Consider the following 14,355-nt stretch of genomic DNA (forward strand, 5'->3'; position numbering starts at 1 on the left):
GCTTATTGAGCATTGCGATTTCGACCGCCCATGCTTCTCATGACGAGGCTGACGATGAAGATCAAAATGATCGCCCCGATCAAGGCCGGTATGATATTAAACCCGCCGACCACCGGACCCCAGCGCCCCAAAATCATCGAGCCGAGCCATGAACCGATAAATCCCGCAATAATATTTCCAATGATTCCTCCGGGTACATCACGTCTGATAATGAGGCCGGCCAGCCAGCCCAAAATTCCGCCAATGATCAATGACCAAATAAAACCAAACATTGAACAGTACCTCCTTGTTTTTTAGACATTTTAAGCCTTATACCTATCTTTTGGAATTCGTGAATAAATATACAAATTTTTTCTAAATGAAACCATTTGGGCGAACAAACGTATGAAATACGGACACCATGAACCGTCATAAGACTCTTAAATCAAGTGAGGAGAGTAAGATGAAACAGTCATTAAAGGCATTAAAAGGCTTTCGGGCATTCGCCGAAGAAAAAATGAAAGAGTGGAACGTTCCTGGAGCCGCGGTTGCAGTCATTAAGGAAGACGAGATCATCATGGCGGAAGGGTTTGGATTCAGGGATAAAGAACGGAAATTAAAGGTCAACCCGGAAACGGTATTTGCGATCGGTTCCGCCTCCAAGGCATTTACAACGGCGGCGATGGCGGTATTGGCTGATGAAGGGAAAATGGAGTGGGATAAGCCGGTAAGGGAATATCTCCCTGAGTTTAAGATGCACGATCCGGTAGCAACTGAACGGATGACTCCCCGTGATCTGGCGTGCCATCGTTCTGGTCTCCCAAGACACGAAATGATGTGGTACAATTCCTCCTTTTCAAGGGAGGAGCTTTTCAGACGGATCCGCTACCTTGAGCCGAATCAGGATTTTCGATCAAAGTGGCAGTATCAGAACCTGATGTATATGACGGCTGGTTATCTTGCTGGAAGAATAGCGGGGACGACATGGGAGGATCTTGTTCATGAGCGGCTTTTCAAACCTTTGCATATGACATCCAGCAGCTTTTCGGTCGAAGATATGCAAAAGCTTTCCGATTTTGCCTTTCCATATCAAGAGAACAACGGAACGGTTGAAAAAATACCTTTTCGTAATATCGATGCGATCGGGCCGGCTGGGTCGATTAATTCCAATGCCGTGGATATGGCAAATTGGCTGCTTCTTCAGCTTGGCAGCGAGAAATTCAACGGGGTTTTATCAGATGGAAGCCTTCATGAACTGCATACGCCTTGCATTTCCTGCGACTCCATTATTAAAGCGAAGGAGCTTCCGGTCTGCAGCTATGGACTCGGCTGGTTTGTGGAACCGTACCGCGGTCGCCATATGATTCATCATGGCGGAAATATCGACGGCTTTTCATCGCTTGTCGCTTTCATGCCTTATGAAAAGATCGGCATTGTCATTTTGACAAATATGAACGGCAGCTTTCTTCCAAATGTTCTGGCGTACAACATTTTTGACCGCTTGCTTGGATTGGAAGAGATCGATTGGAGCGGCCGGCTGAAAGGCGAAGCGGAAAAAATAATGAAAGCCGCTTTAGGAGTGGATCGAACCGCGGATCTTACCAAAATTGAAGGAACGAATCCTTCTCATGCCCTGAAGGACTACACAGGTGTATATGAGCATCCCGGCTACGGCGAAATCAAAATAGAGCTTAAAGACGGCGTGTTACAGGCGCTCTTCAATTCGTTTGTGATGCCTTTGAAGCATTATCATTACAATATATTCGAGATGAAAATGCCGCTCACGGAGATGGCGATGCTCGCATCATTCGACACCGATATACACGGACATATCAGCCGCCTTTCCATACCGTTTGAAATGGCGGAAGGCGCTAGAGAAATCGAATTTGTCAGGAAGCCGGATCAGCAATTGTACGACCCTGAATTTCTTGCTTCTTTAACAGGGAAGTATGCATTGGAAGACGGAACAGATGTCGTTGTGTCTCTCAGAAACAACCGGACGCTCTGGGTTTCATTGCCCGGTCAGCCTGATTACGAACTTGAACCTTACCGTGAGTTGACATTTCAAATAAAAAATCTGCCGGGATTCAGCGTCCGATTTGAAGCCGGCGATTCCGGACAGGTAACAGGTTTGCGCTTCATCCAGCCGAATGGAGAATTTCCTGCTGTCCGGAAATAGCAGCAAAGGACATATTTCGATTTATTTCCCGAGAAATATACAGGTGTGAGCCAGTCTGGTCACTTCTGGACGGCTTCCAGTAATAAATCCGCCAGATGAACGGCTCTCACTCGGTCTGTAAGTCCTGCTCGTTCAATGCCGAGCTTCATTTGCAGCAGACATCCGGGATTAGCCGTAACGATCGTAGCGGCCCGGGTCGCTGCTGCTGCTTCCATTTTAGTATCGAGAATTTTCATCGACATTTCGGATTCGACAATGTTATAAATGCCGGCTGATCCACAGCAGCTTTCGGCATTTTTCATTTCCTTGAATTCAATGCCCTTGATGCTGCGAATAAGGCGTCTCGGCTCAGTGGACGTTTTCATGACATTTCGCAAATGGCACGAATCTTGGTATGTGACGATTTGCTCCGGCAGTTCAAGGGATTGCTGATCGAAGTTCAGTTCCAACAAGACGGAAGAAAAGTCTTTCAATTTTCCTGTGAAAGATGCTGCCCGTTCCCGCCATTCGGAGTCATCTTTCAGGAGATGATCATATTCCTTTAAAAAAGCTCCGCATCCGCCTGCATTTGTTATGATAAAGTCCGCGTTTGAATCCTCGAATGCCTGAATATTTCGTTTTGCGAGCAGGATGGCCTCAGACTTTTCGCCGCTGTGTCCGTGGAGGGCGCCGCAGCAGGTCTGCTGTTCGGGAATTATGATCTCGCAGCCAGCCAGCCGCAGCAGCTCAATGGTTGCCATATTCGTATCCAAAAACAGCGTATCCATGAGACAGCCTGAGAAAAAGGCGGCCCGTTTTTTTCTCTCCCCGATCGCAGGGAGCAGGTGCGGCCGTTTTTTCAGCTGTTTCATATTAGGAACCTTCGGCAAAACCGCCTCCATCTTCGCGAGGTGGTCCGGCAAAAGCCGGAGCAAGCCGGATTTGCGAATCACGTTTTGCATGCCGGAACGCTGATACAAGCCGAGCATTCCGGTCAGCGCCCTGATTCTGTTTGGATGGGGGAAAAGCCCTTTGAATACTGCGCGGCGAAGCACTTTAACCGGAAAGGCGTGCTTTTTGTTCTGCTGAATAATATCTCTCGCTTCTTCAAGCAAGCGTCCGTAGTTTACGCCTGACGGACAAACAGGTTCACACGCGCGGCAGCCGAGGCAAAGCTCGAGTGACCGTTCGACATCCTCATCAGGCTCGATCGTCCCATCGACGACCGCTTTCATGAGCGCGATGCGTCCGCGCGGAGAATGGCTTTCTTGAAAACCGGATTCGATGTAGGTGGGGCATGACGGCAGACAGAAGCCGCAGCGCATGCAATTCAGCAGCTCTTCCTCATCCATTCTTTGTTTAAACTGCTGTTCAATGACCTTTCTTTCGTCAGCTGTCGTCATCTTGTCACCACCACTCGCTTGCGGGAGTCTTTCGCAAATATCTTCCCGGGATTCATGATGTTGTTTGGATCCAATGCCTGTTTTACCGCCTTCATGGCGGCGATTCCCGCATTGCCCAGCTTCAGTTCCAAATAGGGGGCTTTCATTTCGCCGACCCCATGTTCTCCGGTAATTGTTCCTCCCAGTTCAACCGCTTTTTTAAAGATGTCTTCAAAAGCCTGTTCGACCCGTTTCATTTCTTCACTGTTTCTGACATCTGTCGTACAGGTCGGATGAAGGTTGCCGTCGCCTGCGTGCCCGAATGTACAAATCGATATTTGGTGCTTTTCGGCGATCGAATTAATCGCTTTTACCATTTCAGCAATTTCAGAACGCGGTACCGTAGCATCCTCCAGAATGGTCGTCGGCTTTAACCGCGCTAAAGCCGAAAGGGCGGTGCGGCGGGCCTCCCGAAGATTTTCCGCTTCAGCTTCTGTTTGCGCAGTTTGAACGGACACAGCATTTCCTTTTTTGCAAATCTCTTCAATCACGGCGATATCACGGCGAACTGCATCTTCGGTGCCGTCCTGTTCGATCAGGAGAACCGCTTTGGCATGGACGGGAAGGCCGATTTTCGCGAAGTCTTCGATCACCTGAATCGTAGGTTGGTCGAGAAATTCGAGTGTCGTCGGAATGATTTTATGTGCAATGATATTTGAAACAGTTTGTGCTGCAGAGTCGATATCTTGATAGAGAGCGAGGACGGTTTTTTTTGTTTCGGGTGCCGGGATGAGTTTTAATGTTGCTTCAGTGATGACGCCGAGCGTTCCTTCAGAACCGACGAACAGACGCGTCAAATCATAGCCGGCAACATCTTTGGCCAGCTTGCCGCCGGTGCGGATGATGTCCCCGTTTGCAAGAACGATTTCCAGCGCCATGACATAATCGCGGGTCACTCCGTATTTCAAGCCGCGGAGGCCGCCTGAGTTTTCGTTAATATTCCCGCCGATTGTCGAGATCTTCATTGAGCTCGGATCGGGCGGATAAAATAATCCTTTTTCTTCAGCGGCGTGAATTAAGTCAAGTGTGATCACACCGGGCTGGACGGTTATCGTTAAATTTTCTTCATCGATTTCTAAAATTTGATTCATATGCTTAAACAGGAGGACAATCCCCCCTTCAGTCGGGCATGTGCCGGCACATAGGTTTGTACCTGAACCTCTCGGCACAATCGGAATGCGGTGCGTGTTGCAGATTTTCACGATTCGCGATACTTCTTCCTTGCTGCGCGGGGCAATGACCGCGTCAGGCATCGATTGAAACTGTGGTGTCGCATCATAGGAATAGACGAGCCGTCCGGCGTTCGAATCGTCATAATTGGCAGAGCCGACAATCTCAATCAGCTTGGATCTCACTTGTGAGGAAATCATGTATGATCACATCCTTTACCAATTATTATACAAAATCAAACGCTTTCAAAAAATCATTCTTTTAAACTTCAAATATAAAAAAGAACCCGTTTTCAAAGGAAACGAGGTTCTTTGCGGAAAGCATCAGGTTGCAAGGCTGATTGCTTGATTAAGCACTTTTGCCCCGTCCATCATTCCATAAGCCATTTGGTCAATGACGGCCACGGGTGTATGATACGGCTTGGCACGCTCTGTCATTTGCCCTTTTAAATACCGGACCTGCGGACCAATCAGTATCACATCAATTTCATCCAGATCGCTTGGCAAATCTGCCTCAGCATACGCATTAATTTCCGCCTTCAATGAACGGTTTTCCGCTTCTTCCCGCATTTTTTTTACCAATATACTCGTAGACATTCCGGCTGAACATACAAGTGCGATCTTCATTTTTCTCTTCCTTTCCCAAGCTCTTGATATAAATCAATCATTTCTTTCGCCAAATCTTTTACAGTTATGGCTGTCATTAAATGGTCCTGAGCATGGATTAATAATAGATTGGGTGAAAGGCCTGCGCCCTGTGCTTCTTTTTGCAGGAGGCGGGTTTGTGCCTGATGCGCTTGGTTCAGCTCCGATTCTGCTTCTTGTATCTTTTGATAACCGGTTTCGCATTCGTGATGTTTCACAAGTTGCAACGCTTCCATTGCAGAAGAACGCGCATTTCCGGCGTGAAGGATGATTTCAAATGAGACCTGTTCCAATTGAAGTGTATCTGCCATAACATTCACTCCTTATTTATTCATTTTCTGTCTGGTGCAAGGCGGAACGTTGAGCCGCTTTTATAAACGGGAGGTAGAGCAGGGTGGCCAGCACCAGGTTGAAGATTTGCAAAAAGACCCCTCGGACTGATCCTCCGGTGACAAGATATCCGCTGACAATCGGAGGCGTCGTCCACGGAAGGATCGCCACAGTTTTCGGGACGAGACCGGAAGCCAAAGCGATATATGATGTAATCGTCAAAATTAATGGAATCAAGATAAACGGAATGAACATGATCGGGTTTAATACAATAGGAAGGCCGAACAGAACGGGTTCATTGATGTTAAAAAGGCCGGGTGCGAGAGACACCTTTCCTATCGTTTTGTAGTGCTTCGATTTCACGGCAATTAAAATGGCGGCAAGCAGAGCCAATGTTGTTCCCGATCCCCCCATAAATACGTAAGAATCGAAGAAAGGCTTTGTCACAATATACGGCACTTCAAAAGCGCTCATTCCTTGCGAGAATAAGTGCTGATTTTCCTGAATGAGCGGGAGGTAGACGGATTCCATGATCGGCCCGAGGATGTTTGTTCCATGCAATCCAAAGAACCAGAGCAAATGATTCAAGAAAGTAAAAATCAAGGCTGACCCAACCGTGTTGGAAAGGCCTTGAAGCGGCTCTTGAATCGTGCTGAAAACAAGCTCATGGATGCTTTGCCCCGAAAAGTGAACGATCAGAGCGTTACATAGCCCGGCAGTGGATAAGATGACGGCAGCCGGCAATAGAGCATTCAAGGATTTTGTGACGCCGTCAGGCACTCCTTCAGGCATTTTGATTTTCAATTTCTCATTTTTGGAAAACAGCCGGAAGACTTCTGTCGACAGCAAAGCCACGATTAAGCCGACGAACAGACCTTGGGCTCCCAGCCAAGTCATTGAGAAGCCAAAGTCTTCAGTGGTCGGTGTAAGCACGGCGAATGCGCCAACCCCGATTAATGCGGCAGACAGACCATCTGTGTGATATGACTCGGCCAGCTTGAAGCTGACAGCCGCAACGGCTAAAAGGCTCAACAGAGCAAAAGAGCCATTCCATATCGCTCCGCCGACAGCCGTCCATCCCTCGCCGAAAAGACCGGTCATAAAGTTTTGAAACGCCGGTATTGGAAAATTATTGACCAGGATGGCGAGGGAACCGATGATGATAAGAGGCATAATGGCGATGAATCCGTCGCGTATTGCAATCAGGTGCCTTTGGGAACCGATCCTTCCGGCGATCGGCATGATGTTTGATTCGATGAATGCCATCATTTTATTTTGTTTCATGTGCACGGACCTCCTCAAAAAATTGCGGGAGATAACGTTTATGAGCCTCGAGCATTTCATCGAGCACCTTTTGAGCTTTGTGATCAGAAGAGACCAATGGATTGGTGATCATGGCTAAGTATGCCGTATCGTAGTCGCCGGTGACCGCAGCTTCAATCACTAATTGTTCAAATTTTTTCATCAAGATGATCGGCCCGCTGATGGCATCGGGCAGTTTTCCGACGGTCAGGGGAATCGGTCCGCTTTTTGTAATGACACTGTTGACTTCGATCACCGCATCATCTGGAAGGTCTGGTATGCTTCCTTTATTCAGTGTGTTCACGGTCTGAATATCCATTGAATGATGATAAAGCGAGTTCATTAATGAGCAGGCTGATTCACTATAGTAAGCTCCGCCGCGGCTTTCCAGTTCTTTAGGCTTTTCATGGATCTTGGCGTCTTTGTATCTCTCAAACAGCTGCCGCTCCACTTCCATGACGGTTTCTGCGCGCGTCCCTTTGTTATTGTACGCTTCGATATCTTTTGCGAGCGCATCTTCATGTTGATAATAGTACTGATGATAAGGGCTCGGAAGCATTCGCAAAGACCGCAAAAATTGGCGATTCCACGGCAGCGCCGCAATATTGGAAGGCGAGTAGCCGAAGTGATCATTCAACAGAAGCTCAATCGTCTCTTCTGTCCGGTCGATCCCGTCGATCCAAACTCTTTTTCCGAAAACAAAATGATTGATGCCCGCGAATTCAATCATGACGAGGTTTACATCCACGCCGAAAATTTCTGCGATGCTATTTTTCATGTTGTAAGGAATATTGCATACCCCGACGACCTTTTGATGAGGTCCGTGCTTCAGCAAAGCTTCCGTCACGATGCCCGCCGGATTGGTAAAGTTAATCAGCCATGCTTCGGGACAAATCTCATGAATATCGCGGGCGATATCCAGCATAAAGGGAATTGTGCGCAAAGCTTTAAACATGCCGCCCGCCCCGTTTGTTTCCTGGCCGATCAGGCCGTGGCTGAGCGGAATTTTTTCGTCTAAAGCTCTCGCCTTCAGTCCGCCGACTCTGATTTGAACCGTTACGAAATCGGCGCCTTTCAATGCTTTTGCCCGATCTATTGTATGGCTCAGTTCGATGGGAACCCCCGCATGTCTGATCATTCGCTTCGCGAGTTCTGAGACGATGCGAAGCTTTTCTTTGCCCTCCTCGATATCAACCAGTACAATCTCATTCACTGGAAATTGATGATGCCGTTTGATGATGCCTTCAATGATTTCTGGTGTGTAGCTGGAACCTCCGCCTATAACAACTACTTTCAGCGCCATAATCCCCCTCCTTAACTCTCTTTTATGAAAGCGCTTCACACAATTGAAACTTAACATGTTATAACAAATTTGTCCATACATATTTGTTATAACAAATTGTTTTTTGGGGGAACTTTTTGTGTTATTCTATAATTACGAACTCACCCCAAAGGAGAAAATGTATGGCGAAACAACCACAGCTCCACAGTCAAATTAAACAAGATATTGTAGATAAGATTGAAAGCGGTTATTATCCGCCGGGCAGCCTGTTGCCGACGGAGTCCGAGTTTTGCAAAATTTATGATGTCAGCCGGACGACGCTGCGGACCGCGCTGAATCATTTGCTTATGGAAGGGGCTATTTACCGAAAGCAGGGAAAAGGGACATTTGTCGCCAAAGGAAAAGTAAAGCAGATCTTAAGCTCCAGCAGCCTCCGCTATGCAGAACAATTGAAGGCTCAAGGCTTTAAACCGAAAATCAAGGTTGTTGATTTGCAAAAAATAAAGCCGTCCGAAAAACTCCAAACCCGTCTCGGAATCGACGCTGAACAAATGGTCTATCAAGTAAAAAGAATCCGCTATGCAGACGATGAAGAAATCCAGTTTGAAACAGCCTATATCAGAACGGATCTCGTACCCGAAGTAACGGAAGAAATGGCGAATATCTCACTTTACCAGTGCATCAGCAGGCAGGGAAACAACATTAAAAGAACAGAGGAGCAAATCAAGATTGTGATTTCTGATGAGGAGATTGCACACCATTTAAATATTACACAAGGCACGCCTTGCTTCCAGATATCGACGCAAACATTTTTGGCGTCTGAAGAGGTTGTCGAGTATTCTATGGCCTATTTTCGCGGTGACCGCGTTGAGTTCTTCATTGAACGCGATTATGGACAAAGGGGGAAATGAAAGCGTGAAATCTCTAATCATAAATGCAGATGATTTTGGATTTTCAAGGGGAGTCAACCTTGGCATTATTGAAGCTTTCCAGCACGGGGTCCTCACATCGACTACCCTCATGGTCAATATGCAAGAAGCGGATCATGCCGTCGAACTCGCACGGCAAAATCCAGAACTCGGAGTCGGGATCCACTTGACATTGACGGCCGGGCGTCCGATTCTTGGCGGACTGCATACGATAACAGATGAAGAAGGGAATTTTCGCAAGCTTTTGTATTACCAAGGTTTTTTCGACATTGATCTTGAGGAAGTATATCGAGAGTGGAAAGCGCAAATAGAGAAGGCTTTGTCCTGCGGTTTAAATCCGACACATATCGACAGCCATCATCATATTCATACATACGGAAATCTCCCTGAGGTGTTTGTAGAGGTTGCGAAAGAGTATGATCTGCCTTGCAGAAAGGTCAATCATGACCATCCTTCACTGTGGAAGGGTGTAAGGTCGAACGATGCTTTTGAGCTGAAAGTCGACCGATTGAAGGATCTATCGAGCTTCTTTAATGATTATCAAGACGCAGCTGTGATTGAAGTGATGTGCCATCCGGCTTATGTCGATAAATGTCTGCTTGAAAAATCGTCCTTCCATTATCCTCGGGCATATGAACTTTCACTGCTGACGGAACCTTCTCTCAAAGCCGCTTTACAACACTGTCCGGATATTCGCCTCACGTCTTACGCCGGTCTATGAAAGAGATGCCGCTTCTATTCCTTGGCTTAATAAGATGTGAAATGGGGTAGAAAGCGGCGGTTGTTTTATTCAATTACTTCATGTTGACAGTTCAGAAAATTCTGATTAATATAAATTTGTCATAACAAATTTATGCATTCTTCACCCATTGGAAAGTCTTCTTTTACACTTAAATGTATAGACGTCTATACGTGTTTCACCCTCTGCAGAACCAGCTTTTCAAACGCCAAAATTTTAATGAAACCATGCTGTCGATCTCACTTTTGTAAGCGTTTTCCCTTGTTGTCTTCAATGTATCTGCTGCTATTAGATGACAAGGAAAAATATAAAACCAGCAAAAAAGGCGGTGAGGAAAAAGAGAGTTCTAGTTTCATAGCTTGCCAAAAAATTGCTTGTAAAGGAGATGAAAATCGTGTTGATCAACAAAAGCAAAAAGTTTTTCGTTTTTTCTTTCATTTTTGTTATGATGCTGAGCCTCTCATTTGTGAATGGGGAAGTTGCAAAAGCCGATTCCGGAAAAAACTATAAAATCATCGGCTACTATCCATCATGGGGTGCTTATGGAAGGGATTTTCAAGTTTGGGATATGGACGTTTCGAAAGTCAGCCACATTAATTATGCCTTTGCTGATATTTGCTGGGAGGGAAGGCATGGGAACCCTGATCCGACAGGCCCCAATCCTCAAACGTGGTCATGCCAGGATGAAAACGGAGTGATCGACGCGCCAAATGGAACAATCGTGATGGGCGATCCCTGGATTGACGCACAAAAGGCAAATCCCGGGGATGTCTGGGATGAACCGATCCGCGGCAACTTTAAACAATTGTTGAAGCTGAAAAAGAGCCACCCTCATTTGAAAACGTTCATATCGGTCGGGGGGTGGACTTGGTCTAACCGCTTTTCAGATGTCGCGGCAGATCCTGCGGCAAGGGAGAATTTCGCCGCTTCGGCCGTTGAGTTTTTAAGGAAATACGGGTTTGACGGGGTCGATCTTGACTGGGAAAATCCGGTCAGCGGAGGATTGCCGGGGAACAGCACACGTCCGGAAGATAAAAGAAACTACACGCTGCTCCTGCAAGAGGTGCGCAAAAAACTTGACGCTGCAGAAGCAAAAGACGGCAAGGAATACTTGCTGACGATCGCATCCGGCGCAAGTCCCGATTATGTAAGCAACACTGAGCTCGATAAAATCGCTCAAACCGTGGATTGGATTAACATTATGACCTATGACTTTAATGGCGGATGGCAAAGCATAAGCGCCCATAATGCACCGCTGTTCTATGATCCAAAAGCGAAAGAAGCAGGCGTTCCAAACGCTGAGACCTACAATATTGAAAACACTGTGAAACGCTACAAGGAAGCCGGTGTCAAGGGTGACAAATTAGTGCTTGGAACACCGTTCTACGGAAGGGGCTGGAGCGGTTGTGAACCAGGGGGGCACGGAGAATATCAGAAATGCGGACCGGCTAAAGAAGGGACATGGGAAAAGGGCGTATTCGATTTTTCAGATCTTGAAAGGAACTATGTGAATCAAAACGGCTATAAAAGGTATTGGAACGATCAAGCAAAAGTGCCGTTTTTGTATAATGCGGAAAATGGCAATTTCATCACTTATGATGATGAACAATCATTCGGCCACAAAACGGATTTTATTAAAGCAAACGGATTAAGCGGAGCAATGTTCTGGGATTTCAGCGGCGATTCCAATCGGACGCTTCTCAATAAATTGGCAGCCGATTTAGATTTTGCACCGGACGGAGGCAATCCGGAGCCGCCTTCATCGGCACCTGTGAATGTGCGTGTAACCGGAAAAACTGCTACAAGTGTCAGCCTGGCGTGGGATGCGCCGAGCAGCGGAGCAAACATTGCGGAATATGTCGTGTCATTTGAAAACCGGTCGATATCTGTAAAAGAAACATCAGCGGAAATAGGCGGCTTGAAGCCGGGTACGGCCTACTCATTTACTGTTTCAGCAAAGGATGCGGATGGAAAGCTCCATGCCGGACCAACGGTAGAGGTCACGACGAATTCTGACCAAGCCTGTTCATATGACGAATGGAAAGAGACGAGCGCATACACAGGCGGAGAGCGGGTTGCATTTAACGGAAAAGTGTATGAAGCGAAATGGTGGACGAAAGGCGACCGGCCTGATCAATCCGGTGAATGGGGCGTATGGCGGCTGATCGGAGGCTGCGAATAAGAGAAAGTCAAATGGATAGAAAACGATAAAGAGAGATTTGGGGAACAGCTTCTCACGTCTCTCTTTATGGACAAAGGAGTCTGAGTAAACATGAAGAAAGCCGCTTCATCTTTTTTATCTTGTATGCTGCTCCTCGCGCTTTTTATCCCGAACCGGCAGATTTCCGCAGAGACTTCAAGCGAAAGACCGGACTGCCGTCCGGAAGGGCTATGGGACTCGGGCGTTGAACATGTGCCGTATTGCGATGTATACGACAAGGACGGCCGTGAAAAGCTGGCCAATCAGTTAGACCGGAGAATCATCGGTTACTTTACGAGCTGGCGTACGGGAAAAGGAAATCAAGATCGTTATTTAGTAAGCGATATCCCCTGGAAGTACTTGAGCCACATTAATTATGCGTTTGCCCACATCGGGGAAGATCATCGGATTTCAGTCGGAGAAGAGGCAGATGAGAACAACCCGTCCATCGGGATGACTTGGCCGGAGCATCCCGATGTAAAAATGGATCAAACCTTGCCGTATAAGGGGCATTTTAACCTTATCCATCAATATAAAGATAGATACCCGGATGTGAAGGTTTTGGCCGCTGTCGGCGGTTGGGCCGAAACCGGCGGCTATGTCGACAAGGACGGAAAGCGAATTCCAAGCGGCGGCTTTTACTCGATGACAACGAATGGAGATGGATCTGTAAACCACAAGGGTATTCACACCTTTGCGGAATCGGTCGTTGCGTTTCTCAGAAAATATGAGATCGATGGAATCGATATTGACTATGAGTACCCTACATCGATGCAGGATGCAGGGAATCCGGCAGATTGGAACATCGCCAATCCGCGGCGCAAGGGATTAAATAAAAGCTTCGAGGCATTGATGAAAACATTAAGAGAAAAGCTTGATCAAGCGTCCGCTGAAGATGGAAAGTACTACATGCTGACCATTGCAGCACCATCCTCGGCATATTTACTGAGGGGGATGGAAACGTTTAAGCCGCTTCGATATGTCGATTATGTCAATATCATGTCCTACGATCTTCATGGAGCCTGGAATGAGTTTGTCGGACCGAACGCTTCTTTATTCGATAACGGCGAAGATGCCGAACTCAAGCAGTCCAACATTTATACTACGCCGGAATACGAAGGGATCGGATATTTAAATACGGACTGGGCTTACCATTATTTTAGAGGGGCAGTAGAATCGGGACGAATCAATATCGGTGTGCCTTATTATACGAGAGGCTGGAAAAATGTGACCGGCGGAGCAAATGGGCTGTGGGGAAGAGCCAAAAGCGCAGATTGCCCTCAGGGACTCAGGCAATGCGGTGACGGAGCAACCGGAATCGATAATATTTGGCACGATAAAGATGAGCAGGGGAATGAAATTGGAGCAGGGGCAAACCCGATGTGGCACGCCAAAAACCTTGAAAAGGGCATTGCTGGTTCTTATCTGGAAAGGTATGGATTGAGCAAGGCTGATTTGACAGGCGTTTATAAAAGGCATTATGACGCAGGGCTGGCAGCGCCTTGGCTTTGGAATCCAGAAAAGAAAGTATTTCTATCGACAGAGGATGAGGAATCGATCAAAACGAAGGCGGATTATGTCATTGATAAAGGAATCGGGGGTGTCATGTTTTGGGATTTGAGCGGTGATTATGACTGGTATCCCGAACGAAACGGCAGTAAAGGAGAATACGGTATCGGCAATACCTTAACGAGAACGATGTATCATAAATTCTCGGATACAACACCATACGATAATCGACTCAGCACATCACCTTTGCCTGATGAATCACTAGATGCAGAAGTAGAGTTGACGAACTTTCCGTTAGGAGATCAAAATTACCCGATCCACCCGGTGATGAAGCTGATCAACAACAGCGATGTCACGATTACGGGAGGTTCTTTTATCGAATTTGATGCGCCGACATCCACTTCCCCTCGGTTTAGAAGCTGGAGCGGCGATCATGTTGAAGTGATTTCTAAAGGGCATACGGGACCGAACATTGGCGGACTGACAGGAGATTTCCACCGCATCAGAGTGACTCTATCAATCTGGAAAACCATTAAACCTGGTGAGGAAGCGGAGTTTCAGCTTGTCTATTATTTGCCGATCAGCGGTCCTTCAAATTTCACGATATCAATAGATGGCAAAAAGTACAGGCTTAAAGGAAATTAAGTATACGGCCGTTAGATGTGACAGCC

General features: G+C 47.0%; 12 protein-coding genes. 5 read left to right on the plus strand and 7 right to left on the minus strand.

The genetic code is table 11. The features are described from left to right. Positions 1-2 precede the first annotated feature (2 nt). A complete protein-coding gene (locus H7F26_RS07865) occupies positions 3-272 on the minus strand; it encodes a GlsB/YeaQ/YmgE family stress response membrane protein (RefSeq protein ID WP_003178661.1) in 270 nt (89 codons plus the stop codon). A gap of 170 nt (positions 273-442) precedes the next feature. On the opposite strand from H7F26_RS07865, the gene H7F26_RS07870 reads away from it, so the two are divergent. After that, entirely contained in the window at positions 443-2,158 is a 1,716-nt protein-coding gene (locus H7F26_RS07870; RefSeq protein WP_009330263.1) for a serine hydrolase, read from the plus strand. A gap of 59 nt (positions 2,159-2,217) precedes the next feature. Here H7F26_RS07870 and H7F26_RS07875 read toward each other — a convergent pair whose 3' ends face one another. From H7F26_RS07875 to H7F26_RS07900, 6 genes are all read right to left on the minus strand, one after another. Then, positions 2,218-3,540, minus strand: coding sequence for a (Fe-S)-binding protein (locus H7F26_RS07875; protein ID WP_017474013.1), 1,323 nt, complete (start codon positions 3,538-3,540; stop codon positions 2,218-2,220). Next, positions 3,537-4,949 carry a glycolate oxidase subunit GlcD gene (gene glcD, locus H7F26_RS07880; protein WP_003178667.1) on the minus strand — a complete coding sequence of 471 codons (1,413 nt, stop codon included), beginning with the start codon at positions 4,947-4,949 and terminating at the stop codon, positions 3,537-3,539. Before glcD ends, H7F26_RS07875 begins: the two co-directional genes overlap by 4 nt. Positions 4,950-5,072: 123 nt before the next feature. Then, the gene (locus tag H7F26_RS07885; protein ID WP_003178669.1) at positions 5,073-5,375 is read right to left on the minus strand and encodes a PTS sugar transporter subunit IIB; all 303 of its coding nucleotides are present in this window, start codon (positions 5,373-5,375) and stop codon (positions 5,073-5,075) included. Beyond that, positions 5,372-5,704, minus strand: coding sequence for a PTS lactose/cellobiose transporter subunit IIA (locus H7F26_RS07890; RefSeq protein WP_003178671.1), 333 nt, complete (start codon positions 5,702-5,704; stop codon positions 5,372-5,374). Before H7F26_RS07890 ends, H7F26_RS07885 begins: the two co-directional genes overlap by 4 nt. A 16-nt stretch (positions 5,705-5,720) precedes the next feature. After that, on the minus strand, positions 5,721-7,007 hold the full coding sequence (gene celB / locus H7F26_RS07895; protein WP_003178673.1) for a PTS cellobiose transporter subunit IIC: 1,287 nt from the start codon (positions 7,005-7,007) through the stop codon (positions 5,721-5,723). Next, positions 6,994-8,328 (minus strand): 6-phospho-beta-glucosidase, encoded by a 1,335-nt coding sequence (locus tag H7F26_RS07900; protein ID WP_011197520.1) that lies wholly within the window; start codon positions 8,326-8,328, stop codon positions 6,994-6,996. The genes celB and H7F26_RS07900 overlap by 14 nt, the downstream gene beginning before the upstream one ends. Before the next feature lie 161 nt (positions 8,329-8,489). Here H7F26_RS07900 and H7F26_RS07905 point away from each other — a divergent pair, with 161 nt between their 5' ends. From H7F26_RS07905 to H7F26_RS07920, 4 genes are all read left to right on the plus strand, one after another. Continuing rightward, a complete protein-coding gene (locus H7F26_RS07905; RefSeq protein WP_009330260.1) occupies positions 8,490-9,218 on the plus strand; it encodes a GntR family transcriptional regulator in 729 nt (242 codons plus the stop codon). A 4-nt stretch (positions 9,219-9,222) separates the two neighbouring features. Next, a complete protein-coding gene (gene chbG / locus H7F26_RS07910; protein ID WP_003178679.1) occupies positions 9,223-9,957 on the plus strand; it encodes a chitin disaccharide deacetylase in 735 nt (244 codons plus the stop codon). A gap of 403 nt (positions 9,958-10,360) precedes the next feature. Continuing rightward, entirely contained in the window at positions 10,361-12,157 is a 1,797-nt protein-coding gene (locus H7F26_RS07915; RefSeq protein ID WP_395958631.1) for a glycosyl hydrolase family 18 protein, read from the plus strand. 90 nt (positions 12,158-12,247) lie between these two features. Further along, on the plus strand, positions 12,248-14,329 hold the full coding sequence (locus H7F26_RS07920) for a glycosyl hydrolase family 18 protein (protein ID WP_061577947.1): 2,082 nt from the start codon (positions 12,248-12,250) through the stop codon (positions 14,327-14,329). The last annotated feature ends 26 nt before the right edge of the window (positions 14,330-14,355 follow it).

Source organism: Bacillus sp. PAMC28748 (genome assembly GCF_014250415.1).
Taxonomy (GTDB): Bacteria; Bacillota; Bacilli; order Bacillales; family Bacillaceae; genus Bacillus; species Bacillus licheniformis.